Origin of the sequence: Hyphomicrobium sp. CS1BSMeth3, assembly GCF_900117415.1 — a bacterium.
Lineage (GTDB): Bacteria > Pseudomonadota > Alphaproteobacteria > Rhizobiales > Hyphomicrobiaceae.
In genome coordinates this window covers 1,613,981-1,639,324 of sequence record NZ_FPEI01000006.1, presented here as the reverse complement: position 1 = coordinate 1,639,324, position 25,344 = coordinate 1,613,981, and the positions used below count along the sequence as shown (strand labels likewise).

Sequence of the window (25,344 nt, the reverse complement as noted above, 5' to 3'; positions counted from 1 at the left end):
GCCGCCACCGAGATGCCCGCATCTGAGCCGGAGAAACTGCGATGGACCGAGCTGAAGTCGCCGCGCATTGGGAGGCCAATGCCGATACGTGGACGAGACACAGCCGCGCGGGATACGACGTCTATCGCGACGCGCTGAACACGCCGGCATTCCTCTCCATCCTGCCGCCGATCGAGGGCCTAGCCGGCTTGGATGTCGGATGCGGTGAAGGGTCCAATACCCGCAAGCTCGCGGAGCGTGGCGCCCGCATGTGTGCAGTCGACATCGCACCGACCTTCATCCAGCACGCGCAGGCGCGAGAGGCCGCGGAGCCCCTGGGCATCGATTTTCAGGTCGGCGATGGCATGGCGCTGCCCTTTGCCGATGCCTCGTTCGACTTCGCGACGTCGTTCATGGCGCTCATGGATATGCCCGACCAGCACCTCGCCTTTCGCGAGGTGGCGCGCGTCCTGCGGCCGGGCGGTTTCTTCCAGTTCTCCATTCTCCATCCCTGCTTTGTGCCGCCGCACCGCCGCAACCTGCGCGATGCCGACGGGCAGCCGCGCGCCGTCGAGGTCGCCCGCTATTTCGATGGTACGGATGGTGAAGTGGAGAGCTGGTGGTTCGGGAGCGTGCCCGCCGATGAGCGCGAAAGAGTAGCTCCCTTCCGCGTGCCGCGCTTTCACAGGACGCTGAGTGCGTGGGTCGACTTCGTCGTGGCGGCCGGATTGATTATCGAGAAATTCGCCGAGCCGCGCGCGGACATCGAGACGGCTCAAGCCGAGCCGGAGGTCGCCGATACGCGCGTTGCCCCCATCTTCCTGCATATGCGCGTGAGGAAGCCGGCCGCGCCATAGCGGTCCCGTTCGCCGCTCAGACAACCTTCCCGTAGACGATGAAACCGCGATTGAGCGCGAGCTTGTCGTAGAGCGTGCGCGCGGTCGCGTTCGTCTCGTGCGTCAGCCAGTAGACGCGCGGGCAGCCCGCCCGTCGCGCTTCCTCGTACACGGCCTCGATCAGTGCGCGACCGACGCCCTTGCCGCGCGCAGCCTCGGCCGTGAAGAGGTCGTTGAGGTAACAGAGCGGGGCGATGGCCGTCGTCGTCCGATGGAACAGATAGTGCGTGAGGCCCAGCAGGCGCCCGTCCAACTCAGCCACCAGCGCATACAGGGGCTCATAGGCGTCGAAGAAGCGCCGCCAGGTGGCACGTGTGATCTCGGGCGCCAGCGCCGTCGGTCCCACCCGCTCGTAGAAGGCGTTGTAGCCGTCCCACAGCGGAAGCCACTGCTCATAATCCTCCGGACGAACGGCGCGGACGATCAGCTCAGCCATCGGCGGCCTCGTGTTCGCAGAGATATCTTCGGAGCTGCAGCGATCAGCGAGTGGGGACGGGATGCTCGCCGCGGTAGTCGTAGAAGCCGCGCTGGGTCTTGCGGCCGAGCCAGCCTGCTTCGACGTACTTCACGAGCAGCGGGCAGGGGCGGTACTTCGTGTCGGCGAGGCCCTCGTAGAGCACCTGCATGACCGAGAGGCAGGTGTCGAGGCCGATGAAGTCGGCGAGCTCGAGCGGCCCCATGGGATGGTTGGCGCCGAGTCGCATGGCCTTGTCTATGGCTTCGACGCCGCCGACGCCCTCGTAGAGCGTGTAGATGGCCTCGTTGATCATCGGCAGCAGAATGCGGTTGACGATGAAGGCCGGGAAATCTTCCGAGACCGCGATCGTCTTGCCGAGGCTCTCCGCGAACTGGCGCGCGCGCGAAAATGTCTCGTCTTCGGTGGCGATGCCGCGGATCAGCTCGACGAGCTGCATGACCGGCACCGGGTTCATGAAGTGCATCCCGATAAATCGCTCGGGACGGTCCGTGGAGGCGCCGAGGCGCGTGATCGAGATCGAGGAGGTATTGCTCGCGAGCATGGCCTCCTTCTTGAGATGCGGACAGAGCTCGGCGAAGATCTTGCGCTTGACGCTCTCGTCCTCGGTTGCGGCCTCGACGACGAGATCGGCGTCGCCGAGATCCTTGAAGCTCGGCGCAAAGCTGATGCGCTTGAGCGTCGCCTTCATGTCTCCCTCGGTGACGAGGCCGCGGCTCACTTGCCGCGCGAGATTGCGCTCGATGGTGCCGAGCGCCTTCTCGAAGGCTTCCTTCTTCAAGTCGTTGACGACGACGTTGTAGCCCGCGAGGGCGACGACGTGTGCGATCCCGTTGCCCATCTGGCCGGCACCGATGATGCCGACCTTCTTGACGAAGGTGACGGGCGGCGTGGCGGTAGCCTTTTTCGTTTTCACGGCAGTGTCCATGTCGCCCGTTCCTTCGCGTGTCAGATCAGCGGCCGATTTTCGTGAGCTCGGCTTCGAGCTCGGGGAGCGCCGTAAAGAGGTCCGCCACGAGACCGTAGTCGGCCACCTGGAAGATCGGCGCTTCCGCGTCCTTGTTGATCGCCACGATGATCTTGCTGTCCTTCATGCCGGCGAGATGCTGAATGGCACCCGAGATGCCGACCGCGACGTAGAGCTCCGGTGCAACGACCTTGCCAGTCTGGCCGACCTGGAAGTCGTTCGGCACGAAGCCAGCATCGACCGCGGCGCGCGAAGCGCCCATGGCCGCGCCGAGCTTGTCGGCGACGGGCTCGATGTACTTCTTGAAGTTCTCGCCGGACTGCATGCCGCGCCCGCCGGAGATGACGATGCGCGCCGAGGTGAGCTCGGGGCGGTCGGACTTGGAAAGCTCGGCTTTGTCGAAGGTCGAGATGCCGACGGCCCCCGGCGCCGCGATCTTCTCGATCGATGCCGAGCCGCCTTCGCCGACAGCCTGGAAGGATGCCGTGCGGACGGTGATGACCTTCTTCGCCTCGCTGGACTGCACGGTCTGGATGGCGTTGCCGGCGTAGATCGGACGCTCGAACGTGTCGGCCGATACGACCTTGGTGACATCCGAGAGCTGCATGACGTCGAGGAGAGCTGCAACGCGCGGCAGCACGTTCTTGCCCGAAGCCGTCGCCGGCGCGAGCACGGCGTCGTAGTTGGCCATCAGCGGCACGATCAGCGCCGACATTTCCTCGGCGAGCTGGTTCGCGAACTGCGGCGCATCCGCGACGAGCACCTTCGCTGCGCCATCGAGCTTCGCCGCGGCTTCGGCAACTGCACCGCAGTTGCTGCCCGCGACGAGCACGTGCACATCGCCGCCGAGTGCCTTGGCGGCGCTCATGGCCTTGGCGGTCGAGCTTCCGAGCGCGGTGTTGTTATGATCGGCAACAAGAAGAACAGCCATCAGAGTACCCCCGCCTCATCCTTGAGCTTGGCGACCAGCTCGGCCGCGCTCCCGACCTTCACACCGGCCTTGCGGCCCGGCGGCTCGGTCGTCTTCAGCACCTTGAGGCGCGGGGCGACATCGACCCCGAGATCGGCAGGCTTCTTCGTGTCGAGCGGCTTCTTCTTCGCCTTCATGATGTTCGGCAGCGAGGCATAGCGCGGCTCGTTGAGGCGCAGGTCCGTCGTCACGATGGCCGGCATGTTGAGCTTGATGCTCTCGAGACCGCCATCGACCTCACGTGTGACGTGCAGCGTGCTGCCGTCGATCGCGAGTTTCGAGGCGAACGTGCCCTGCGGCCAGCCGAGGAGGGCGGCGAGCATCTGGCCCGTCTGGTTGCAGTCGTCGTCGATGGCCTGCTTGCCGAGAATGACGAGGCCGGGCTGCTCGGCTGCGACAATGGCCTTCAGCAGCTTGGCGACAGCGAGCGGCTCGACGGGCTCCTCGCCGGTCTCGACCAGGATGCCGCGGTCCGCGCCCATGGCGAGGGCGGTGCGGATGGTCTCCTGGGCCTTGGCCGGCCCGACGGAGACAGCGACGATTTCGGTGACGGCACCCTTTTCCTTGAGGCGGATCGCTTCTTCGACCGCGATCTCGTCGAACGGGTTCATCGACATCTTGACGTTGGCGAGCTCGACGCCCGATCCGTCGGCCTTGACCCTGATCTTCACGTTATAGTCGACGACCCGCTTAACGGGCACCAGCACTTTCATTGATACAGCGCTCCCCAGACCTCAGGAAAATCGGCTCCGAAACGGCATAACGGAGGCACACCTGCCGGGGCGTGCCGATCCGATTGCGCAGTGGTTCAATGCGGTTTCGCCAATCGGCCGGGAGGCCTGCGAATGTCCGCACAAAAGCCGGGTGATTTCGGCCTCTCGCAGATGCGAAATAAGACTAGGTCGTGTCAATTTACAAGTCAATCGTGCGACAGTTTGTCGTGTAATTAGGCAGATCCTGCCATGCGCTGCGCGGGCGGCGCGCTGCACCGTTGCGGGCGCCCTGAACATTGCGCAAAAGGCTGCGTGCCCCCTAGTGTCCCTCTGAGAATGGGCGGCGCCCGTTCGGACATCTTCACCAACTTCCAAGGAGCATCGCATGGCTGGCGCGGCGGCGGCAGATGACGGCAGCAGGCAGGAGGCTACAGGCGCGCTCGGCGACGTCGTCGTGCTCGACCTGACGCAGATGCTGGCGGGGCCGTTCGTCACGATGATGCTCGCCGACCAGGGAGCCCGCGTCATCAAGATCGAGCCGCCGGGCGGGGATGCGACGCGGCTCTTCGGCCCCTTCATGCCGGGTCAGGTGGGCGTGCCGGAAGGCGGCTATGGCGGCTACTTCGGCTCGACGAACCGGAACAAGGAGTCGATCGTCATCGATCTCAAGTCCGAGGCCGGACGTGGGATCCTGAAGCGCCTCGTCGCGAAGGCCGACATCCTGGTCGAGAACTTCCGCGCGGGTGTCATGGAGCGGCTCGGGCTCGGCTATGAGACGCTCGCGGAGATCAACCCGCGCCTCGTCTATGGCACCATCCGCGGCTTCGGCGATCCGCGCTCGGGGCGCAGTCCCTACGCCGAATGGCCGGCCTACGACATCGTCGCGCAGGCCATGGGCGGCATCATCGCGATCACCTCGCCGACGCCGGGTGGGCCGCCGACGAAAATAGGCCCTGGCGTCGGCGATCTCATCCCGGCCATGCAGTGTGCCTTCGGCATCCTGGCGGCACTGCATCGTGCGCGAGCGACAGGGCGTGGCCAGTTCGTCGATGTGGCCATGGTCGATGGCGTGCTCGCGGCCTGCGAGCGGCCGGTCTTCCAGTATTCCTACGAGGGCAAGTCTCCGGGGCCGGAAGGGAACAGCCATCCGCTGCTCTGCCCGTACGGCCTGTTTCCGGCGAAGGACGGCTGGGTGGCGATCGGCTGCCCGCACGACGAGTTCTGGCGCCTGCTCGTGAAGACGATCGGCCGGCCGGAGTTGGCCGAGGATGCGCGCTATCGTCTGACGCGCGACCGTCTCGACCGGCGCGCGGAAGTCGAAGGCCTCGTGACGGACTGGACCTCGGCGCGCACCAAGGCGGAGATCACCGCAGTGCTCGGCGGCAAGATCCCGTTCGGTCCCGTGCGCAGTTTCGACGAGATTTTCGACGATCCGCACATCGGCGCGCGCAACATGCTTGCCGAGGTGGAGCTTCCGGGCGTGAGCGATCGCACGTTCAAGGTGGCGGGCACGGCCGTGAAGCTCTCCGAGACGCCCGGTGGCGTGCGCACGCGCGCGCCGATGACGGGTGAGCACACAGCGAAGGTGCTTGCCGAGTTCGGTTTCGACGAAGGCGAGATCGCGAAGCTGAAGGCCGCGCGCGCCGTCGTCTGAGACTTCAGGCGGAGCGCGCCCGGGGATGCGCGAGGTCGTAGACCTTCAGCAGACGCTCGCGGTCGACCTCGGTGTAGACCTGTGTCGTCGAAAGCGAGGCGTGGCCGAGCAGCTCTTGGATCTGCCGCAGATCGGCGCCCGCCGAGAGCAGATGCGTCGCGAAGGAGTGGCGCAGCGCATGCGGTGTTGCCGTCTCGGGTAGGCCGAGCGCACCGCGCAGGCGCTCCATCTGAAGCTGGATGATGCGCGGCGAAAGCGGCTTGCCCTTGGCGCCGCGGAACATCGGCTCGTCTCTCTCGAGGTCGAAGGGACAGAGCTCCAGATAGCGCGCGACCGCCTGCTGAATGGCCGGCAGGATCGGGACGAGACGCTCCTTGCCGCCCTTGCCCGTAATGCGGAGAGCGTCGCGGCCGGGCGTCGGCGCATCGGCGAGCGTCAGACCCAAGGCCTCGGAAATGCGCAGACCCGCACCGTAAAGCAGCAGCAGCACGGCGAGATCGCGGGCATGGATCCAGTCGAGATCGGCGGCCATGTCCGCGGCGACAACATCCGCGGCCTTGGAAACCGTGAGCGGACGCGGCAGGCCGCGCGCGACGCGCGGTGTTCCGACCTTGAGAATGGCGTGGTTTTTCAGGTCCTGGCTTGCCTCGAGCCAGCGGAAGAACTGGCGGAAGGAAGACATCGTGCGCGCGAGCGAGCGGTTCTCGACGCCGAGGCGCCGACGTTGCGCGAGGAAGGCGCGGAAGGTCAGCGGTTCGAGATCACGGATGTCGTCGAGCGTCGGCGCGCGGCCAAGGCGATGGGCGAGCCAGCGGCAGAGCTGACGCCAGTCGCGCTCGTAGGCCTCGATGGTATTCGCGCTGGCGGCGCGCGCGACGAGGTGCTCGCGCCAGCGGGTAAGCGCCGCGTCGAGGTCGTCTGCGATCGTGAGCTTGTCGCTCTCCTGCATAGGGGCGCGCTCCAGCCGGTCCGCGACTTGTGCTATCCAGCGCTCGGCTGGTTCGGTTAACAAAAGCTTAAAAGCAAAGAGCCGAGGGAGGAATTCGTGAAGGATCAGGTCGCGTGCGACGTGCTCGTCGCGGGCTCGGGCGCGGGGGCGTTCTCGGCCGCGATCACGGCCCGCCATCATGGGCTCGACGTGCTCATGGTCGAGAAAGAGCCGCTCTTCGGCGGCACGACCTGCTACTCGGCCGGCGTGATCTGGATACCTGGCAGCGCGCAGGCCAAGGCTGCCGGGATCGAGGACGGCCCGGCAAAGGCGCTGCGCTATCTCGAGAGCATTGCCGGCAACCGCCTCGATCGTGCGCGCGCCGAGGCTTTCCTCGCGACCGGACCGGAGATGCTGGCCTTTCTCGAGGCGAATACGCCCGTGCGCTATGGCCTCGTGCCGACCTGGGCGGACTACGAGCCGGAGCTGCCCGGCGGCTCGAATGGCGGGCGTTCGCTCGCGCCCGATGTGTTCGACGGGCGCCAGCTCGGCAAGCGCTTCGATCAGCTTCGCCCGCCGCTTGAGTCCATGATGCTGCTCGGCGGCATGATGGTCGGGCGCACGGATCTGCCGCACCTCTACAACATGCTGCGCGTGCCAAAATCGGCGTGGCATGCCCTGCGGATGTTCGCGCGCTATGGCCGCGATCGCCTCGGCTGGAAGCGCGGCACGCGGCTCACGAATGGCAACGGCCTCATCGCGGCGCTCGCATTGGCGGCGCAAGGGAAGGGCATTCCGCTCTGGCTCGAGGCACCGCTGGTCTCACTGGTGCACGAAGGCGGGCGCATTGCCGGCGCGATCGTCCGCAGGGATGGGCGCGACGTGGAGATCCGCGCGCGGCGTGGCGTGGTGCTGGCGTGCGGTGGATTTGCCGGTGATACGGCACTCAAGGCGCGGCTCTATGCGCATGTCGCGGACGGCCGCGCGCATCAGTCACTGCCGCCGGCGACGAACAGCGGCGATGGTATCAGGATCGCGACGGGTGCTGGCGCGGCCTTCCACGAGGATGTGCACCACGCGGCCGCGTGGACGCCGGTCTCGTATCTGCCGCAGCCTGACGGCACGAAGCTGCCCTATCCGCATTTCATTGACCGTGGCAAGCCCGGCTACATCGCTGTCGACCGGCGCGGGAAGCGCTTCGTCAACGAAGCCAAGTCGTACCACGTGTTCGTGCCGGCCATGATCGAGGCCTGCCGCGGCGATCGGCAAACCGAATGCTGGAACATCTGCGACCATACGGCCATTCGGCGCTGGGGCCTCGGTGCGGCGCCGCCTCGCCCTGCGCGCCTCACGCCCTATCTGGATAGCGGCTACATCATCAGCGGCGCGACGCCGGAAGAGCTGGCCGCGCGGCTCGGCATCGACCCGGCCGGCCTGGCTGCAACCATCCGCTCGTACAACGATGGCGCGCGACGCGGCGAGGACAGCGAGTTCGGCCGCGGCACGGATGCCTATCAGCGCTTCAATGGCGCGCCTGGCCACGCTCCGAACCCCTGCGTGGCCCCGCTCGACCGGCCGCCCTACTACGCCGTCCGCCTCATCCCCGGCGACATCGGCACGTTCGCAGGGCTCAGGACCGATGCCTCTGCGCGGGTGCTCGACAAGGATGGCCAGCCGATCGCTGGGCTCTATGCCGCCGGCAATGACATGGCGAGCGTCATGGGCGGCACGTACCCAGGCGCGGGCATCACCATCGGCCCTGCCCTGACCTTCGGCTACATCGCCGGGCGGCATCTGGTGGGAAAAGATTGATCCCCGGCCCTTAACTTATTGGCAACCGCCACATTTTCGCCAATCGGCGCGCGACCTTGCTGTTCTGGGCCGGACGACGTATGTTGCGGCGCGGAAATCAACACTCTCGCGCGGCCCCTGCTGTATAAGGCCTGCTGCGTCCGCCGCGGAATTGTCCTGCGGCATCCGAACGGTTCACCGATGTCTGTCGCCAACCTCGATCCGGCTCGCCTCGGGCGCCTTCACGGCGTCGCCGATGGCGCACGCGTCGTCGTGGCGATGTCGGGGGGCGTGGACAGCTCGCTCGCCGCAGCGCTCGCCAAGGCAGCCGGCTACGACGTCGTCGGCATTACGCTGCAGCTCTACGATCATGGTGCGGCCACCGGGCGCAAGGGCGCCTGCTGCGCCGGTCAGGACATTCACGACGCCCGCCGCGTCGCCGAGCACCTCGGCATTGCGCACTACGTGCTCGATTACGAGCGCCGCTTCCGCGATGCGGTCATCGCGCCGTTTGCCGAGAGTTACCTCGCCGGCGAGACGCCGATCCCGTGCGTGTCGTGCAACCAGAACATCAAGTTCTCCGGCCTTCTCGATACGGCGCGCGAGATCGGCGCTGCAGCTCTGATCACGGGGCACTACGTCGACTGGCGGTTCGTCGACGGCCAGCCCACGCTCTATCGGCCGGCCGATCTCAGCCGCGACCAGAGCTACTTCCTCTTTGCCACGACGCGCGACGAGCTGGCCTTCCTGCGCTTCCCTCTTGGCGCCCTGCTGAAGTCGGAGGTGCGCGAACTCGCCCGCGCGTTCGCTTTGCCGGTCGCCGAAAAGGCCGACAGCCAGGACATTTGCTTCGTGCCGCATGGCCGCTACAGCGATGTCATCGAAAGGCTGAGGCCTGAGGCGGCAACGCCTGGAAACGTCGTTCATGTAGACGGGCGCGTGCTCGGCCGTCACGACGGTATCATGGGGTTCACCGTCGGCCAGCGCCGCGGGCTCGGGGTGACGGGCCGCGAGCCCCTGTACGTCGTTCGGCTCGATGCGAGCCGCGCAGAGGTCGTCGTCGGTCCGCGAGACTGCTTGCGTGTGCGCACGATTATGCTTAAAGACGTCAACTGGCTCGGCGATCAGCCGGTCGATGGCGGGGGCGCCATGCGGGAACGTGTCAGCGTACGCGTGCGTTCATCTCAAGATCCGATGTCTGCGCATCTCTCGCTCGAGGGACGTGCGGCAACGGTTGTTCTGGACGACGGAGAATTCGGGGTGGCTCCGGGGCAAGCGTGCGTCTTCTATTCTTCCGAAACAGCGGCGCGCGTGCTCGGTGGCGGCTGGATTGCTTCGACATCAGCCGACATCGATAAGGCGGACTTCGGTGCCGCACTGCGGACAGCGGAGACCAGCGCGGGTACACGCACGGCCATTGCGGCCGGGCCCGGTAATTGAAGGGCGGCGGACTCTCGGTTCGCTTTTAGGTGCATTGACGAGGATTGACGTCGATGTTGCGTTCGGAAAATCGGCAAGGAACGTCGGTGATGCAGAATAGTACCGCGGGGCGCACGGCCGCAGCCCAGATGGACGAGGCTTCCATCAAGACCGCTTATCGGCGCTGGGCCCCCGTGTATGACAATACGTTCGGCCGTTTTACGACAGAAGGCCGCCGCCACGCCGTCGAGATCATCAATCAGCGCCACGGCAAGGTGCTCGAGGTCGGCGTAGGCACCGGCCTGTCGCTCCCCGACTATGGGCGCCATCTGGAGCTCGTCGGCATCGACCTTTCGCCCGAGATGCTCGACAAGGCACGCGAGAAGGTCGCCGAAGAGGGCCTCGGCAACGTCACCGGCCTCTATGAGATGGATGCGAGCGAGCTCACGTTCCAGACGGGTGCGTTCGATACGGTCGTCGCCATGTACGTCATGACCGTCGTGCCGGACCCGGAGAAGGTCATGCGCGAGCTTGCGCGCGTCTGCAAGGTCGGCGGCGAGGTGATCCTGATCAACCACTTCAGCCAGGAAGAGGGCGTGCGCGGCTGGGTCGAGCGCCGCATGGCGCCGTTCGCCGACAAGCTCGGCTGGCGTCCGGTCTTCGACGTCGACCGCGTCATGGTCTGCGACAACCTGAAGCTCGTCGGGCGCCGCGCGCTGCGCCCCTGGGGCCTCTTCACGATGCTGCGCTTCGAGAAGATGCGCGAAGTCGTGCAGGCCGCGGCCGAGTAAGCTTTCCAGGGCGAGAAAAGACGGAGTTTGGCAGCGGCCCCGAGTGGGTACAGGGCCTGCGGCCTCGTTCGCGCTGTAGACGCGATTTCGATCAGCGAAGTTGGTCAGCTTCTATTGACAGTACTGAGGGGGCGTCCTTATACGAGGGCGCCGGTTATGGCGGGATAGCTCAGGTGGTTAGAGCGAAGGTCTCATAATCCTTAGGTCGGCGGTTCGAGTCCGCCTCCCGCTACCAAACCTACCGCAATGCTCGTGCCGGACTTTTGCGCAGCCGGACCCAAATCTAGCCCCATTGGCCCGTTAATCATCTCCTGCCTCCGCGCAATGCGTCGCGTACATCGCCGCGCGCGAGGAGCACTTTCCAGTTCGCCCTACGGAGTCCGATGGGCATGCCCGAGCCTCATTTTTCGACGCTGGACGACGACCTGCCGCGCACGCTCAGACGCGCTCGGGATGAGCGCGATGCGCGAGAGCGCGAAGCGAACGGGCAGCGCTTTCCCTCGTCGCTCAAGGCGGCAATGGCCGCAGCCAGCGACCCTGCAGCGGCCACGCGCGATCATTCGGCGCGGTCGTCGCCCCGCGACGGCGTCACCGTGACGCGCATCGACGTGCCGCTCAAGAGCCTCATCGCGTTCTTCATGAAGGCGGTGTTCGCGGCGCTCCCCGCGCTTGTCGTGCTGATGATCGTCCTTTGGTCGATCGGCGAGGTGCTGCAGCGCTATTTCCCCTGGCTGCTCAAGATGCGCATCCTCATCCAATTTCCAGGTTGAGCGCCGAGCCCATATCCCGATCGCGAGGTTCTAACGCAGGATCACCTTAGTGTGAGCCCTGCAACGTTTGAGTCGCCCACGTGGTTTGCGTTCTGGCAGTGCACCAAACCAAGTGGAGGCTCAGATGCGGAAGCTTATGGTTGCGACGGTGTTACTCACTCTTTGCATGAGCCCGGCGTTTGCCCAGATCGGCACGCCGGGAAATGAGACAAAGCCGACGGGTGAGGAGGACAACCAAGCGGAGTGCATAGCGAATTTCAGATTGGCAGATCGCAACGGTGACGGCGTGCTGAGTGGCGACGAGCTCGCCTCGGCAAGGGCAGTCATCCCGACAGATCTTGGACTATCAGGTCCTATTGGTTTCCAGGAGTTCCTGGACGCCTGCATGGCCGTAGTTCCTAGGGGCGGTTGAACCCTGTCTTAATCACACGACCGGCACTGCCACGCTTGCCTCAACCGAGAAACTCGGTTGAGGCGGCGCAAGCCTGCCGAACGGCGTGGCGCGCACTGCAAGTGCACAAATCACTTTCAACATCTCGAAATTGATCTGCGGGGAACATCCACCGCTCCGAGTGGTTAGCCAACATACAGTGGTAATCACGAGGAGATCGCAATGCAGAAGCTTACACTAAAGCAACGGACTTGAAATTCGCCTCACCTCGAGGCGGGGCAGGGAGCGAATTTCAAGTCCAAAGTTGCTTTAGAAGCATTGAGTCTAAAGCGTCTTTGGACCTCAAATGCGACTCTGAGCCCGCCCCGAACCGTGGGTCGCATTTGAGGTCCGACGCTTTAGCTGCGGTCGTGCTTGGTCTTTTCATGAGCCCGGCACTGGCGCAAACGGTCGCACCGGGAAATGAATCGAAACCTGCCGGTCAGGAGACCAATCGCGCCGACTGCTTGAAGAACTTCAGAGCCGCCGATGCCAATAGTGACGGCACGCTCAGTGCGGCTGAAATCGAGAATGCGAAGGATGTGATCCCGACGCAGCTCGCGCTCACGGGGCCCATCAGCGAAAGCGAGTTCATGACGGCGTGCTTGGCTCAAGTGCCGAAGGGCGGCTAAGCCGACGATCGATCTGCCTTGCCTCAATGGCTCAGTCGTTGAGGCAAGGCGCTTCACTCGGCTCGGTGCAGCAAACGACCTGCAACCGCATCGAGCTTCGCCACGAGCGCCGGATCGCGCGCGGCGGGAGGCGTGACGATGGCTGTCTCGAGGGCGCGATCCGAGCCGATCGGGCAGGCTGGGTGCTCGCGCGGAAACGTGTGGCAGAGACGTGCGATGATGCGCTGGGCCTTGCTCACGTTCTCCATGAGCACCTTCAGGATTTCCGCCACATCGACCTCGCGATAATCATCGTGCCAGCAGTCGTAGTCGGTGACCATGGCGAGCGTCGCGTAGCAGATCTCGGCCTCGCGTGCGAGTTTGGCCTCGGGCATGTTCGTCATGCCGATGACGTCACAGCCCCAGGAGCGATAGAGGTTCGATTCAGCGCGCGTCGAGAACTGCGGCCCTTCCATGGCGAGATAGGTGCCGCCGCGCGTGATCGCGATGTCTTCCGCGCGCGCCGCCTTCTCGATCTCGTCGGCGAGTAGCGGGCTCACCGGATCGGCGACCGACACGTGGGCGACGCAGCCCGTTCCGAAGAAAGATTTCTCGCGCGCGAACGTGCGGTCGATGAACTGATCGACGAGCACGAAGTGGCCTGGCGCATATTCCTGCTTGAGCGAGCCGCACGCGGAAATCGAAATCAGGTCGGTGACACCGGCGCGCTTGAGGCAATCGATATTGGCGCGGTAGTTGATCTCGGTCGGCGGGACGCGATGGCCGCGCCCATGGCGCGGGAGGAACCGCACAGGCAGGCCGTCGACCTCGGCGAAGAGGATCGCGTCGGATGCGACGCCCCACGGGCTCGCGACGATCTCCCAATGCGGGTTTTTGAGATCGGGCAGATCGTAGTGGCCGCTGCCGCCGATAAAGCCCAGCACTGTCTTCGTCATCGCGGCCCCTTGTCGGTCACAAAAAAGAAATGCGGCGGCCCGAGAGCCGCCGCAGGAAAAAACGCCGCGCGACAGGCTGTCGGCCCGCCGCCAGCCTAAGCTATTTGCAGAGCGTCGCGAAAGCCTTGCACTCCGAGCCAAGCCCGCCCTTCGTGCACTTGAAGCGAACCTTGCTCACCTTGTAGCCCGGTGCCGTGCCGACCTTCTGGCCAGCGGCCATGAACTGGGCCCAGCTACCCCAATCGGTTGCCTGCAGCACGGCTTCCCATGCCTGGAACTTCGCGCCATCCTCGGTGGTGTTCGTGCCCTGCCCACCCTTGTTCAGGCACTGGGCCGAAGCCACAGAAGCCATGCCGAGCGACAACGCGGCTGCCATCGCCGCCGCGGCGATCCCACAACGAACAGTGCTCATATCCGTCTTTCCCCTGTCAGAGTGATCGGGCCGCTGCGCAGTGCCTCCCAGCACCCGATTCGCGCACTATACCCGTAGCTGGCGGAGAGCACCGATGCAGCTCGGCAACAGGGGCAGGATGATCAAAGCGTGAAGCCACCGTCGACCAGAAAAGCCTGGCCCGTGGTGAACGCGGCTTCGTCGCCGGCGAGATAGACGGCGATCGCGGCCACTTCCTCGGCCGTGCCGAGCCGGCCCATGGGCTGGCGGTCGATGAACATCTGGCGCACCTCGGCAGTCGGCTTGCCGAGCGCCTGCGACTGTGCCGCGATGCGCGCATCGAGCGATGGCGACTGCACAGTGCCCGGGCAGATGGCATTGCAGCGGACGCCCTTGCGGATGAAGTCCGCCGCGACGGACTTGGTGAGCCCGATCACGGCCGCTTTGGTGGCGCCATAGACGTAGCGGTTGATGACGCCGCGCGGCGCGCCGGCTGCCGAGGCGATATTCACGATCGATCCGCCGCCCTTTCCGAGCATCCCGGGCAGGAAGGCCGAGATCGTGCGGTGCATGGACTTGACGTTGAGGTCGAAGGAGAAATCCCAGTCGCCTTCGGAGCACTCGAGCACAGTGCCGTGCGCGACAAAGCCCGCGGCATTGAACAGGATGTCGATGGCGCCGATCTCCTTGGCGAGCGCGTTGACCGCGGCCGTGTCGCGCACATCGAGCCGGTATGTCGCGGCAACGCCGTCGCGCTTCAGCGCGTCGAGTGCGGCTGGATCGATGTCGGTCGCGATCACGCGGGCGCCCTCGCGCGCAAAGGCGAGCGCCGTGGCGCAGCCGATGCCGGCGCCCGAGGCAGTGCAAAAGGCAGTCTTGCCGTTCAAGCGCCCGGTCATGTCGTCCTCCCAGTGGATTGGTAATGGCTTCTTGTTGGGCTCAGCTTAGAGCCTGATCCGCCGCGACGGAACGGAGTCGCCGCCGTGGCGCTACTGGACGGTCTCGCCCTGGTAGACGCCCCAGAGCTTGCTCTGCTCGACGTAGCCGCGGAAGTCACCAACCGAGATCTGGCACCAGCGCCCATCGCATCGGCGGATGCCGCATATGACGCCCGGCTCGAGCAGCGCGACTGTGCCGGCGGACGTCGAGTCATCTCGAAAGAGCGGTACGGGCTTGGCCGTGCCCGTTCGTGCCTCGCCTGTGGCCCACGCGAGCACCACGCCTGTCCGCCGGGCCGAGAGCAGGTTGTTGGCCACCCAGCCGACAGCGCCGTCCTGGTCGCGGATCTGGCGCCAGTTCTCGTGCTCCTGGATCACCTCGACGGGCAGGCCGACGCGGTTGAACACCCACAGAATCTTGTGATCCGTCCCCGGGCCCTGGCGCACCTGCACGCGGTCGGCCTTGAGGCTCACGAAGCGCGGCAGCGGCAATCCGGTCTGGCTGACGCCGAGTGGCTGCGGCGCCTGTGCCAGGAGCACGGTGCCCGACAAAGCGACGGCGGCCAGCGCCAGCACCCACGCCGTGGCGCGGCGGCCAGTGTGCGCGCCGTGACGGGATGGAATGGTCGCCAAGCCTTTTCCTCGTGCTTCCCGCTGCGTCCCCGACCCTGCTTTGCGCCCGTGCCTAAGCGATTCTCATCGCTCGGGCGACGCCGCATCGAGGCTCGGCTTATAACATATTTATGAAATCGGCCGGATCGTTGTCCGAACGCTGAACGATCGCGGGTTGCGGTCAGGGACGGTCGCGGTTACCACTCTGCCTCGAACACGCCCAATCGCGTCATCGCCCGGTCCCTCGGGGACGTGCGTCATTCTATCTGCTCAAGGTGCTCCGTGGCCGGTCACAGTCTCCCCTCGACCATCATGTCCATGTTCGTGCCCGTCCATCGGGACGGCTGGAAGTTCCTGGCCATCGGTGTCGCTCTCGCGTTGCTGTTTCTCATGGTGTGGCCGCCGCTCGGCTGGCTGCTCGTCGTCATCTCGGCGTGGATCGCCTACTTCTTCCGTGATCCCGATCGCGTCACGCCGCTGCGCGAGGGCCTCGTAATCGCACCGGCCGATGGCCGCATTTCGGCGATCGAGCGCGTCGTGCCGCCGCCCGAGCTCGGCTTCGGCATCAGCGAGCGTCAGCGCATCTCGATCTTCCTCAATGTTTTCGACGTGCACATCAATCGCGCGCCGGTCGCAGGGCGCATCAGCCGCTCGGTCTATGTGCCGGGCGCCTTCGTCAACGCCGCCCTTGACAAGGCGAGCGCCGACAACGAGCGCCGCGCACTCGTGATCACGACGGGTTCGGGTGAGGAGATCGGAGTCGTCCAGATCGCCGGCCTCATCGCGCGCCGTATCGTCACCTTCAAGGACGAGGGTGACACGGTTGCTGTCGGCGAGCGCTTCGGGTTGATCCGCTTCGGCAGCCGCGCCGATGTCTATCTGCCCGAGGGCAAGACGGCACTGGTCGCGGTCGGACAGCGCGCCGTCGCGGGCGAGACCGTGCTCGCGGATCTTGCGTCGAGCGAGGCCGAGCGCGAGGCGCGGTTGGGTTGAGATCGCGCCTGCGGCGCGACGGGGCTTTCGCCCCTGGCCCCAACCGGGGAGACCCCGGACCCCCCTTCTTTTTATGACTTGGAGGTCGCGGCGAGCGCCGCCATGTCCCTTCTCCCCGTTCTACACGGGGAGAAGGGATGAATAATTCCGGCAGCCCGCGGCACTAAGATAAAGCCGCGTAGATCATGGTCAGTCCGGCGAGCACCATCATGGCTTCGAGAATGCCGGCGTAGTGGCGTGCGTCCATGCGCATGACGATGGCCTTCGCGAACCACGAGCCGACCATGAGCGACGCCCCGACCAGAAGTCCGCGCGCGATCGTCTCCCATGGCAGCACGCCATACGTGCGGAAGACGAGCGATTTGACGAAGCTCACGGCACCCGAGCCGACGGCCTCGGTGGAAATGTAGGCGCCCTTCGTCAGGCCATAGGCGAGGAAGAAGGGCGTATTGAGCGGGCCCGTGGAGGCGACGAGGCCCGTGAGAAAACCGATGCACGCACCGACGAGCGCGAGGCCCCACATATTGACCGAGAAGCCGCGTGCCATGAGCCAGCGCCGCACTGGAACGACGGCGATGAGGAAGATGCCGAGCGCGACCTCGACCATGCGGGCATCAAGGGCGATGAGCGTGCGTGCGCCGAGCGCTGCTGCAGGGATGGCGGTCGCGCAGTAGGCCGCGTTGGCGCGCCAGTCCACCTCGCGCCACCAGATCGCGACGCGCATCCAGTTCGCGAGCACGCTGGCGATGGCCATGATCGGCACGGCTTCCTTGGGGCCGAAGCCGAAGACGAGCACCGGCATCATGAGGATCGAGGCGCCGAAGCCGACCACGCCGCCGATGACGCCGCCGATCAGCCCGAACACGAGTATGAGCAGCCAGATCATGCGGGGGCTCGGCGAGGCAGGGGGGCACGCGAGATGCGCGGCCGTGCGGCGGGCGTGAGGGGCGGATGCCGCATCAGGCGGCGCGCGAAGCTACGCCGAGTCCGCCTGTGGGTCCAGTCGCAAGCCGGTGGACGGCCGGGGTGCCCCGACGCGCTCATTCTCAGGATGAGCTGTGCCGGTGGAAGGCCGCCCTCAGCGCTTCAAGCTCGGCGGCTGATGCGCCCTGCTCGGCCTCGGTGCGAGAGGCCGGTACGTCGGCGTAGGCGATCGGCTGGCCAAACTGGCTCGCTGTGAAGTCGTAACGGCGTCCGTCGATCCGATTGTAGAAGTGGTCGCCCTCCGGCAGCCGCGTTTTCAGCAGCTCACCGCCGAAGAGCTCCTGCATGAGCAGGGCGGTGACATTGCACTGACCGGCGGCTGGGTTCTCCTTCGTCCACTGGCGCGCGCTATGGAGAGACCATGATTTTGCCAGGGCCAGGGCAACCCGTTCGGGATCGAAATTCATGCCGGCCCTCTTTGCCGAAGCCCTACCGCCGGTCGCTCGCGGCGAGCCGCCGCTCGATGAAGAGCGAGTAGCGGGACATGCCGAAGCAGAAGATCCAGAAAATAAGGCCGGCGAAGACGTACCCCGTCATGGCCGTCGCGTGGGAGAACCACTTCGAATCGGTTTGATTGAGCTGCACGATGCCGAGCAGATCGAAGATGCCGATGATGAGGACGAGGCTCGTGTCCTTGAAGAGGCCGATGAAGGTATTGACGATGCCCGGAATGACGAGCTTCAGCGCTTGCGGCAGCACGATGAGGCCCATTTTCTGCGCGTAGGTGAGGCCGAGCGCATCGGCCGCCTCGAACTGTCCGCGCGGGATGGCCTGCAGGCCGCCGCGAATGACCTCGGCGAGATAGGCCGCCGCAAACAGCGCCACCATGATCAGCGCGCGCAGCAGCTTGTCGATGGTCATGCCCTCGGGAAGGAACAGCGGCAGCATCACCGAGGCCATGAAGAGGACGGTGATGAGCGGCACGCCGCGGACGAGCTCGATGAAGCCGACGGAGACCCATCGCACGATCGGCATGCGCGATCGCCGGCCGAGCGCCAGCATGATGCCGAGCGGGAAGGCGCCCGCAATGCCGACGCTCGCGACGACGAGCGTCACCAGAAGCCCGCCCCAGAGCTCGGTCGGAATGTAGGGAAGACCGAAGTAGCCGCCGGACAGCAGCAGGAAAGCCGCTATGGGGAAGATCACGATCATGTAGAGCGTGTTGACGAGCTTGCCCGGAAAGCGCGGGATCATCAGCGGCACGAGGCCGATGACGGCGAGCACGTACGTCAGGTCGACGCGCCAGCGCTGTGGTTCCGGGTAGCGGCCATACATGAACTGGCTGAACTTGGCCTGGATGAAGGGCCAGCAGGCGCCCGCGCCCTCGCGCGAGCAGGCCTTGCCGTCCTCGCCTTCCCAGGTGGCGTGCAGCAAGGCCCAGTCGACGACATTGCTCACCACCGTCCAGATGAGCCAGATGCCGATGACGGTGAGGAGCGCGTTCGTCGGGCTCGAGAAAAGGTTCTTGCGCAGCCAGCCGATGACGCCGACTTCACTGCGGGGCGGGCGCATTTCTGCGGTTGTGCTCGTCATGGTGCGTCTCCCCTATCTCTCGACGAGCGCGATGTGCTTGTTGAACCAGTTCATGAAGGCCGACGTGATCAGGCTGATCGTCAGGAAGACGAGCATGGTGAGCAGGATCACCTCGACGGCCTGGCCGGTCTGGTTGAGCACCGTGCCGGTGAAGACACTGACAAAGTCCGGGTAGCCGATCGCCACCGCGAGCGAGGAGTTCTTCGTCAGGTTCAGGTACTGGCTGGTCAGCGGCGGGATGATGATGCGCAGCGCCTGCGGGAGAATGACGAGGCGCATGGTGAGGCCGCTCGAGAGGCCGAGCGCGTTGGCCGCCTCGCGTTGGCCGCGCGGCACGCCCGCGATGCCCGCGCGCACGATCTCGGCGATGAAGCTTGCCGTGTACGTGGAGAGGCCGACCAGGAGCGCCATCAGCTCGGGCAGCACCGCGATGCCGCCTTGGAAGTTGAAGCCGCGCAGGACCGGATACTGGAAGCTCAGGGGCTGGCCGAGCGCGATATAGACGGCGCCTGGCAGGAGCAGGACGAGCGCGAGCGTGGTCCAGAGCACGGGGAAGCGTTCACCCGTCGCGCGTTGCCGTCGCCGTGCCCAAATTGCGACGGCGATCGAGAGCACGATGCCGATGCCGAGAGCCGTCAGCACAGCACCGAAGCCGGGCTCGGGGACTGGTGCGGGAAGATAGAGGCCGCGGACATTGAGCGAGGCGCCGAAGGGGAGTGCGATGCTCTGGCGCGGGCCGGGAAGGTTCTTCAGGACCGCGAAGTACCAGAAGAAGAGCTGCAGCAGCAGCGGCACATTGCGCAGAAGCTCGACGTAGGCGCCGCAGATCCGCGCGATCAGCCAGTTCGACGAGAGACGACCGATGCCGACGAGGAAGCCGAGCACGGTCGCGAACACGATGCCGATTACGGCGACCAGCAGGGTATTGAGCAGCCCGGCCCAGAAGGCCTGCCCATAGGTCGATTGGTTGGAGTAGGGGATCAGCGACTGCGAGATGTCGAAGCCGGACGTCCGGTTCCAGAAGCCGAAGCCCGAGGCGATGTTCTGGCGGGCGAGGTTGTCGGCGACGTTGTTGGCGATCGTCCAGAAGGCGAAGAGCAGGCAGACGACGAGGAGGACCTGATAGACGGCTTGGCGGAACTCCGGCCGGTAGAGCAGGTTCGGCTTGGCCGGTGGCGTGATCGGTCCAGGCGCCGGCCTGTTCGTGGTTGCCGTCATGACCGCTGAGCTCCTCGCCGATCGGAAAGACTTGGTGCGTGCGGACCTTTGGAGTTCGCCGCACGCACCAGCTCATTCAATTCCGCGCGTCAGCGGATCGGCGGGGCGTACTGCAGACCACCCTTGGACCAGAGGTTGTTCTGGCCGCGCGCGATGTTGATGCGCGAGCCGGCGCCGACGTTCTTGTCGAAGATCTCGCCGTAGTTTCCGACCTGCTTGATGATCTGGTAGGCCCAGTCGCTGCCGAGGCCGATGCCCTTGCCGAACTCACCCTCCTTGCCGAGGATGCGGCGGATATCGGGGTTCGTCGAGTTCAGCATCTGATCGACGTTGGCCTTGGTGATGCCCGCCTCTTCGGCGTTGAGCAGCGCGAAGTGCACCCACCGCACGATCGTGAACCACTGGCTGTCGCCCTGGCGAACGGACGGGCCGAGCGGCTCCTTCGAGATGATCTCTGGGAGCACGATGTGCTCGTCGGGGTTCTGCAACTGGAGGCGCTGGGCATAGAGACCCGAGGCGTCCGTCGTGTAGACGTCGCAGCGGCCGGCCTGATAGGCGGTGAGCGTCTCGTCCGCCTTCTCGAAGACGACGGGTTTGTAGTCGAGCTTGTTCACACGGAAGTAGTCGGCGAGGTTGAGCTCGGTCGTGGTGCCGGTCTGCACGCACACCGTGGCGCCGCTCAGCTCCGTCGCGCTTTTCACGCCGAGCGACTTCTTCACCATCATGCCCTGGCCGTCATAGTAGTTGGTGCCGACGAAGCTCAGGCCCAGCGAGCTGTCGCGACCCAGGGTCCAGGTGGTGTTGCGGATGAGCACATCGATCTCGCCCGACTGCAGCGCCGTGAAACGCTCCTTGGCGGTGGTCGGCACGAAGCGCACCTTCGTTGCATCGCCGAGCACGGCTGCGGCAACAGCCCGACAGTAGTCGGCGTCGAGGCCCGTCCAGTTGCCCTTGTCGTCGGGTGCCGAGAAGCCGGCGAGGCCGACGTTCACGCCGCACGAGAGGTTCCCCTGCTTCTTGACCTTGTCGAGTGTCTGGGCGCTGGCGGCGCCCGCAGTGCCGACGAGCACGGCGGCGGCGGCGGCGAGTAGCTTGGTCGCTGGCTTCATCTGTTTTTCCTTTTCCTCGTCGTAGCTGCTGTGGGTTGCCGAAATCCGGAAAGGACCGGGTGGCCGTCGGCACGGACACGATCCGGGAGAGCCGTATCAGTGGTTGAGGATCTGGCTGAGGAAGTGCTTCGTGCGGTCCGACTTCGGATTGCTGAAGAACTCCCCGGGCGGCGCCATCTCCACGATCTCGCCGCGATCCATGAAGATCACGCGATCCGCGACCGAGCGGGCGAACGCCATCTCGTGCGTGACGCACATCATGGTCATGCCCGAGTTCGCGAGCTCGATCATGACGTCGAGCACTTCCTTGATCATCTCGGGATCGAGGGCCGAGGTCGGCTCGTCGAAGAGCATGATGTTGGGGTTCATGCAGAGCGCGCGGGCAATCGCGACGCGCTGCTGCTGACCACCCGAGAGCTGGCCGGGATACTTGAGGGCCTGCTCCGGGATCTTGACGCGCTCGAGATACATGCGCGCCGTCTTCTCGGCCTCGGCACGTGATTTTTTCTTCACCCAGACGGGCGCGAGGCAGAGATTGTCGAGGACGGTGAGATGCGGGAAGAGGTTGAAGGACTGGAAGACCATGCCGACCTCGGCACGGATCTTGTCGATGTTCCTCAAGTCGCTCGTGAGCTCGATGCCGTCGACAACAATCTGGCCTTGCTGGTGCTCTTCAAGGCGATTGATGCAGCGGATGAGCGTTGATTTGCCGGAGCCCGATGGGCCGCAGATGACGATCTTCTCGCCATCCTTCACGGTGAGATTGATGTCCCGCAGGACATGAAACTCACCATACCACTTGTGTACGCCGCTCAAAACGATCGCACCGGCTGCGCCATGAGCACGACGAAGCTGTTGCCGGCTGGTATCAGCCATGGCCACTCCCTACGCCATTGTTTGCACCGGATCAGCCTGTGAACGGAATGCCGCCCGGGGTCTGTTCGTGATGAAAGTATGACGGAAGAATAGGCAGGTGGCAACTTCATGCCGGCGCTAGTTCTTATGACATATCGGCCTATATTTCAGGCAGCGGAGCTTTTGCGCTGAGTAACGACTGAAGCTTCAGGCAGAGCGGGGCATGTATAGAATAATCAGCGCGCCCGCGATCGCCACGCCTGCGCCGATGAGATCCCACCGATCCGGCGTCCGCCCTTCGACGCTCCACAGCCACACGAGCGAGGCGGCAATATAGATGCCGCCGTACACGGCATAGGCGCGTCCGGCGAAGTCGACATCGACCTTGGTCAGCAGCCAGCCGAACAGCACGAGCGAGAGGACGCCCGGCGCGAGCCACAGCGCCGAGGCCCCGTTTCGGACGACCGCCCAGAGCGCAAAACAGCCCGCGATCTCGGCCGCCGCCGCGCCGACATAAATGGCCAGTGTCCTCATGCGGTGCCCACCTGTAAAAATGTCCCCGAATCAAATCGTTACCGGATCGTTAACCAAGTGTGGCGTCCGCGCAACGATATGGCCATCCTACGCCACCATAGAGCCACAAATGCCCTGCAGGGTCACCATCGGCCACTCGGAATCATATTGCCCTGAAACCCGAACAGGAACGCGTGGCGTCAGGGCCAAGCTGGCCGGCAGTATCCGCACGCGGCGCGTCGTAAGGCCCGTCCGCGCATACGCTTCAGTGCAGGGTGCTGCGTAAGTATGCGGACCAGTTGGGGACGGCCCATTTGCGTCGAGGCCCGCTGGCGGAAAGGTTGAAGTTGTCGGCAGAGCTGACCTCTCGTCGGGCTAAAGCGTGGGCGAGCGCGGCTGCGCTTGCGCTTGCAGTCCTCCTGGCCCCCCCGGGTGCCGGGCCGACGGCGGCCAAGGATGCCGGCGTGACGTTCGTCTCGCCCGATGCCGCACTCGAGCAGGGCATCAATGCCTATCGCGGCGGCTACGTCGAGTTTGCCATTCCGGCGCTGCGCTTCGCGGCCAACAGCGGCGAGTTCCTCGCGCAATATCTGCTTGCCGCCATCCTCTCCGACAACGCCGGCGCGCATACGGATCATGGCGAGGCCTTCCGCCTTCTGCGCCAGATCGTCGTCAATAACGCCAATATCGATCCCGACGACGACCCCCGCGCGCCTTATGTCTCCAAGGCGCTGCTGTCGTTCGGCGAGTACCTGAACCGCGGCGTGCCGGAGCTGAAGATGCCGGCCAATCCGGCCATGGCGCTGCGCTATATCGAGCACGCGGCCAAGTTCTTCGGCAATCGCGACGCGCAGTTCGTCCTGGCGAAGATGTTGATCAGCGGCGAAGGCGGCCGCAAGGATCCGGCGCTCGCCTTGCACTTCCTTTCCACCCTGGTCCAGGGGGGGCACGCCGGCGCGCAGGCTTTCCTCGCAGACCAGTATTGGCGCGGGACGATCGTCACCAAGGACGAGACGCGGGCGCTGGCACTGGCCGAGCTCGCCGCCAAAGGTGCGGCACCGACCGACTACCTTTGGATCGACGAGATCTATCAGAACATCTACTGCGGCATGAATGAGCCTCGCCGCAACGAGGCGCGTCCGCTCGTCCAGCGCTGGGGGCAGTTCTTCGGCTTTGGAGGCCGTGCGTCGCGCAAGTTGGACCAGGATCAGGCGGAGATCGGCTTCGTTCCGACGCGCACCTGCGCCGATGGCAAGCCCGTGCCGCTGCTCGAGGAGCTCAGAGGTCCGGGCAATCTCCAGATGCCGGCCGAAGGTGCGCTGACCGCGAGCCCCGCTCAGCCGCGCGCAGACCCCAATGGCGTCCGCGACGTGGGCGCACGCGGCCGCTGAGGGCCGCGCGAGCCAAAGGCAGGTCAGGCCGCGAGCTCCACCCAGGCCGGAACGTGGTCGGAAGGCTTTTCCCAGCCGCGTGTGAAACGATCGATGCCGGCCGCGCGCAGGCGATCGGCGGCTTGCGGCGACAGCAGAAGATGGTCGATGCGAATGCCGTCGTCCTTCTGCCAGGCACCCGCCTGATAGTCCCAGAAGGTGTAGGCGCCGGGTCCGGGATGGCAGGCCCGGATGCCATCCATGAGGCCGAGGCCGATGAGGCGGCGGAATGCCGAGCGCGATTCGGGCTGGAAAAGCGCGTCGTTGCGCCAGGCTTCGGGGCGGCGCGCATCGGCCGGCATCGGAATGACATTGTAGTCGCCGGCGAGCACCAGTGGCTCCTCGAGGGTAAGGCGCCCGCGCACATAGCTCTCGAAAGCGGCCATCCAGGCGAGCTTGTAGGAGAATTTCTCGGTCCCGATCGGATTGCCGTTCGGCAGATAAAGGCCGCCAACACGGCAGATGCCGGCGTCGCCCGTCACGAGGGCTTCGATATAGCGCGCCTGTCCCGTATCGGGCTCGCCCGGCAGGCCCGTGACGACGTCCTCGATGGGCAGGCGCGAGAGCAAGGCCACGCCGTTGAAGCCCTTCTGGCCGTGGACCACGCACTGATAGCCGGCATCGGCAATGCGGTCGGCCGGAAAGGCCTCCGTCACGCTCTTGATTTCCTGCAGGACCACGACATCGGGCTCGGTCTCGCGGAGCCATGTCAGCAGGCCCTCCATGCGCGCCTTGACGCCGTTGATGTTCCAGGTCGCGATCCGCATTTTTCTTCCGGTGCCTCCACTCGACAGGTCGGTCAGAAGGATGAACGGGCCTTCGGCCGGCGTAACCTTCCATTTACCGTGCAGGGATAGAATGGCGATCTGCCCAGGTGGCAACGTGCCCGTTCTGGTTTTCGACGACATCGAGGCCGCACGTGACGATTTCATACTACGGCGACGAAGCCCGCGCACCCATCCCGGCATCGGCCGCCATGACCTGCCTGATGCTGACGAACGCGGTCATCGCCATGACCGTGCTGTTTGCGTGGACTGCGGTCTCGCTCTACATCGTCGAGCCGATCGCGTGGGCGACATGGATGCCGGTCCGCCGCGGGACGACGTTCGAGGATCTCTTCGAGTATCCGTTCGTGATGCTCTGGCTCATGCCGACGGCGGGCATTGCCGGGGCGTGGCTCGCCCTCAAGCTTGGCCGGCGCCTGATCGCCATCAGCAGTGCCACGCTGCCGATCGCGCTCCTGGCCCTCATCTTCGGCTGGTATCATTTCGCGCCGCCGACCTACCTCTGACCGCCGAAACAAGGCTTTACCGGCCGTCGACGCCCATGCAGCGCCTGCAGTGCGGCGTTCGGCCGTGACGGTCGTGCTAGTGCTTCCCTCGGGATCGTTCTCCTACTAGGTTGCCCCCGACTGTCAT

At 65.3% G+C, this 25,344-nt stretch carries 28 protein-coding genes and 1 tRNA gene; 12 read left to right on the top strand and 17 right to left on the bottom strand.

Going from position 1 to position 25,344, the window contains the following annotated elements; genetic code table 11:
* Positions 1-41: 41 nt before the first annotated feature.
* Positions 42-836 (top strand): class I SAM-dependent methyltransferase, encoded by a 795-nt coding sequence (locus CS1BSM3_RS22740; protein ID WP_072391302.1) that lies wholly within the window; start codon positions 42-44, stop codon positions 834-836.
* Positions 837-852: 16 nt separating this feature from the next.
* On the opposite strand, the gene CS1BSM3_RS22735 is transcribed toward CS1BSM3_RS22740, so the two are convergent.
* From CS1BSM3_RS22735 to CS1BSM3_RS22720, 4 genes are read right to left on the bottom strand one after another with little or no spacing between them, the layout of a single operon-like run.
* A complete protein-coding gene (locus tag CS1BSM3_RS22735; protein ID WP_072391299.1) occupies positions 853-1,311 on the bottom strand; it encodes a GNAT family N-acetyltransferase in 459 nt (152 codons plus the stop codon).
* A 43-nt stretch (positions 1,312-1,354) separates the two neighbouring features.
* On the bottom strand, positions 1,355-2,278 hold the full coding sequence (locus CS1BSM3_RS22730; RefSeq protein ID WP_072391296.1) for a 3-hydroxybutyryl-CoA dehydrogenase: 924 nt from the start codon (positions 2,276-2,278) through the stop codon (positions 1,355-1,357).
* A gap of 25 nt (positions 2,279-2,303) precedes the next feature.
* Positions 2,304-3,248, bottom strand: a complete 945-nt coding sequence (locus CS1BSM3_RS22725; protein WP_072391294.1) for an electron transfer flavoprotein subunit alpha/FixB family protein — start codon at positions 3,246-3,248, stop codon at positions 2,304-2,306.
* Positions 3,248-4,000, bottom strand: a complete 753-nt coding sequence (locus tag CS1BSM3_RS22720) for an electron transfer flavoprotein subunit beta/FixA family protein (protein WP_072391292.1) — start codon at positions 3,998-4,000, stop codon at positions 3,248-3,250. Before CS1BSM3_RS22720 ends, CS1BSM3_RS22725 begins: the two co-directional genes overlap by 1 nt.
* Before the next feature lie 385 nt (positions 4,001-4,385).
* On the opposite strand from CS1BSM3_RS22720, the gene CS1BSM3_RS22715 reads away from it, so the two are divergent.
* Positions 4,386-5,654 carry a CaiB/BaiF CoA transferase family protein gene (locus CS1BSM3_RS22715; RefSeq protein ID WP_072391290.1) on the top strand — a complete coding sequence of 423 codons (1,269 nt, stop codon included), beginning with the start codon at positions 4,386-4,388 and terminating at the stop codon, positions 5,652-5,654.
* Between the two features lie 4 nt (positions 5,655-5,658).
* On the opposite strand, the gene CS1BSM3_RS22710 is transcribed toward CS1BSM3_RS22715, so the two are convergent.
* Entirely contained in the window at positions 5,659-6,603 is a 945-nt protein-coding gene (locus CS1BSM3_RS22710) for a tyrosine recombinase XerC (RefSeq protein WP_072391288.1), read from the bottom strand.
* Positions 6,604-6,699: 96 nt separating this feature from the next.
* On the opposite strand from CS1BSM3_RS22710, the gene CS1BSM3_RS22705 reads away from it, so the two are divergent.
* The 7 genes from CS1BSM3_RS22705 to CS1BSM3_RS22675 all read left to right on the top strand — a co-directional run bounded on the left by CS1BSM3_RS22705 (position 6,700) and on the right by CS1BSM3_RS22675 (position 12,415).
* Entirely contained in the window at positions 6,700-8,394 is a 1,695-nt protein-coding gene (locus CS1BSM3_RS22705; RefSeq protein WP_072391286.1) for an FAD-binding protein, read from the top strand.
* Positions 8,395-8,574: 180 nt separating this feature from the next.
* On the top strand, positions 8,575-9,813 hold the full coding sequence (mnmA, locus tag CS1BSM3_RS22700; RefSeq protein ID WP_083528822.1) for a tRNA 2-thiouridine(34) synthase MnmA: 1,239 nt from the start codon (positions 8,575-8,577) through the stop codon (positions 9,811-9,813).
* An 89-nt stretch (positions 9,814-9,902) separates the two neighbouring features.
* Positions 9,903-10,583: a class I SAM-dependent methyltransferase gene (locus tag CS1BSM3_RS22695; RefSeq protein ID WP_244540591.1), complete on the top strand. Its 681-nt coding sequence runs from the start codon at positions 9,903-9,905 to the stop codon at positions 10,581-10,583.
* A 158-nt stretch (positions 10,584-10,741) separates the two neighbouring features.
* Positions 10,742-10,818, top strand: a tRNA-Met gene (locus tag CS1BSM3_RS22690).
* 154 nt (positions 10,819-10,972) lie between these two features.
* Complete coding sequence (locus tag CS1BSM3_RS22685) at positions 10,973-11,353, top strand: hypothetical protein (RefSeq protein ID WP_072394349.1); 381 nt, start codon at positions 10,973-10,975, stop codon at positions 11,351-11,353.
* Between the two features lie 124 nt (positions 11,354-11,477).
* Positions 11,478-11,765 carry an EF-hand domain-containing protein gene (locus CS1BSM3_RS22680; protein WP_072391284.1) on the top strand — a complete coding sequence of 96 codons (288 nt, stop codon included), beginning with the start codon at positions 11,478-11,480 and terminating at the stop codon, positions 11,763-11,765.
* 404 nt (positions 11,766-12,169) lie between these two features.
* Positions 12,170-12,415, top strand: a complete 246-nt coding sequence (locus tag CS1BSM3_RS22675) for an EF-hand domain-containing protein (RefSeq protein ID WP_143149320.1) — start codon at positions 12,170-12,172, stop codon at positions 12,413-12,415.
* Between the two features lie 53 nt (positions 12,416-12,468).
* On the opposite strand, the gene CS1BSM3_RS22670 is transcribed toward CS1BSM3_RS22675, so the two are convergent.
* The 4 genes from CS1BSM3_RS22670 to CS1BSM3_RS22655 form a co-directional block, all read right to left on the bottom strand.
* A complete protein-coding gene (locus tag CS1BSM3_RS22670; RefSeq protein ID WP_072391281.1) occupies positions 12,469-13,350 on the bottom strand; it encodes an S-methyl-5'-thioadenosine phosphorylase in 882 nt (293 codons plus the stop codon).
* 100 nt (positions 13,351-13,450) lie between these two features.
* A complete protein-coding gene (locus CS1BSM3_RS22665) occupies positions 13,451-13,762 on the bottom strand; it encodes a hypothetical protein (protein ID WP_072391279.1) in 312 nt (103 codons plus the stop codon).
* Between the two features lie 122 nt (positions 13,763-13,884).
* A complete protein-coding gene (locus tag CS1BSM3_RS22660) occupies positions 13,885-14,640 on the bottom strand; it encodes an SDR family oxidoreductase (RefSeq protein ID WP_072391277.1) in 756 nt (251 codons plus the stop codon).
* A 90-nt stretch (positions 14,641-14,730) separates the two neighbouring features.
* On the bottom strand, positions 14,731-15,312 hold the full coding sequence (locus tag CS1BSM3_RS22655) for an SH3 domain-containing protein (protein ID WP_244540590.1): 582 nt from the start codon (positions 15,310-15,312) through the stop codon (positions 14,731-14,733).
* Positions 15,313-15,573: 261 nt separating this feature from the next.
* Here CS1BSM3_RS22655 and CS1BSM3_RS22650 point away from each other — a divergent pair, with 261 nt between their 5' ends.
* Positions 15,574-16,284 carry a phosphatidylserine decarboxylase gene (locus CS1BSM3_RS22650; RefSeq protein ID WP_280174769.1) on the top strand — a complete coding sequence of 237 codons (711 nt, stop codon included), beginning with the start codon at positions 15,574-15,576 and terminating at the stop codon, positions 16,282-16,284.
* 163 nt (positions 16,285-16,447) lie between these two features.
* Here CS1BSM3_RS22650 and CS1BSM3_RS22645 read toward each other — a convergent pair whose 3' ends face one another.
* The 7 genes from CS1BSM3_RS22645 to CS1BSM3_RS22615 form a co-directional block, all read right to left on the bottom strand.
* Complete coding sequence (locus CS1BSM3_RS22645; protein WP_072391272.1) at positions 16,448-17,170, bottom strand: sulfite exporter TauE/SafE family protein; 723 nt, start codon at positions 17,168-17,170, stop codon at positions 16,448-16,450.
* A 160-nt stretch (positions 17,171-17,330) separates the two neighbouring features.
* Positions 17,331-17,675: a YunG family protein gene (locus CS1BSM3_RS22640; protein WP_072391269.1), complete on the bottom strand. Its 345-nt coding sequence runs from the start codon at positions 17,673-17,675 to the stop codon at positions 17,331-17,333.
* A 22-nt stretch (positions 17,676-17,697) separates the two neighbouring features.
* Positions 17,698-18,801 carry an amino acid ABC transporter permease gene (locus tag CS1BSM3_RS22635; RefSeq protein ID WP_072391266.1) on the bottom strand — a complete coding sequence of 368 codons (1,104 nt, stop codon included), beginning with the start codon at positions 18,799-18,801 and terminating at the stop codon, positions 17,698-17,700.
* Between the two features lie 12 nt (positions 18,802-18,813).
* On the bottom strand, positions 18,814-20,019 hold the full coding sequence (locus CS1BSM3_RS22630) for an amino acid ABC transporter permease (RefSeq protein ID WP_072391263.1): 1,206 nt from the start codon (positions 20,017-20,019) through the stop codon (positions 18,814-18,816).
* An 89-nt stretch (positions 20,020-20,108) separates the two neighbouring features.
* A complete protein-coding gene (locus CS1BSM3_RS22625; protein WP_072391260.1) occupies positions 20,109-21,128 on the bottom strand; it encodes an amino acid ABC transporter substrate-binding protein in 1,020 nt (339 codons plus the stop codon).
* Positions 21,129-21,224: 96 nt separating this feature from the next.
* A complete protein-coding gene (locus tag CS1BSM3_RS22620; protein WP_072391257.1) occupies positions 21,225-22,004 on the bottom strand; it encodes an amino acid ABC transporter ATP-binding protein in 780 nt (259 codons plus the stop codon).
* 186 nt (positions 22,005-22,190) lie between these two features.
* Positions 22,191-22,517 (bottom strand): YnfA family protein, encoded by a 327-nt coding sequence (locus tag CS1BSM3_RS22615; protein WP_072391254.1) that lies wholly within the window; start codon positions 22,515-22,517, stop codon positions 22,191-22,193.
* Between the two features lie 326 nt (positions 22,518-22,843).
* Between CS1BSM3_RS22615 and CS1BSM3_RS28370 the strand changes: the two genes are divergently transcribed.
* Positions 22,844-23,887 (top strand): tetratricopeptide repeat protein, encoded by a 1,044-nt coding sequence (locus tag CS1BSM3_RS28370; RefSeq protein WP_174263754.1) that lies wholly within the window; start codon positions 22,844-22,846, stop codon positions 23,885-23,887.
* A gap of 23 nt (positions 23,888-23,910) precedes the next feature.
* Here the strand turns inward: CS1BSM3_RS28370 and xth are convergent, their stop codons facing one another.
* The gene (xth, locus tag CS1BSM3_RS22605) at positions 23,911-24,693 is read right to left on the bottom strand and encodes an exodeoxyribonuclease III (protein WP_072391248.1); all 783 of its coding nucleotides are present in this window, start codon (positions 24,691-24,693) and stop codon (positions 23,911-23,913) included.
* 152 nt (positions 24,694-24,845) lie between these two features.
* On the opposite strand from xth, the gene CS1BSM3_RS22600 reads away from it, so the two are divergent.
* Complete coding sequence (locus CS1BSM3_RS22600; RefSeq protein ID WP_072391245.1) at positions 24,846-25,217, top strand: hypothetical protein; 372 nt, start codon at positions 24,846-24,848, stop codon at positions 25,215-25,217.
* Positions 25,218-25,344: the final 127 nt, after the last annotated feature.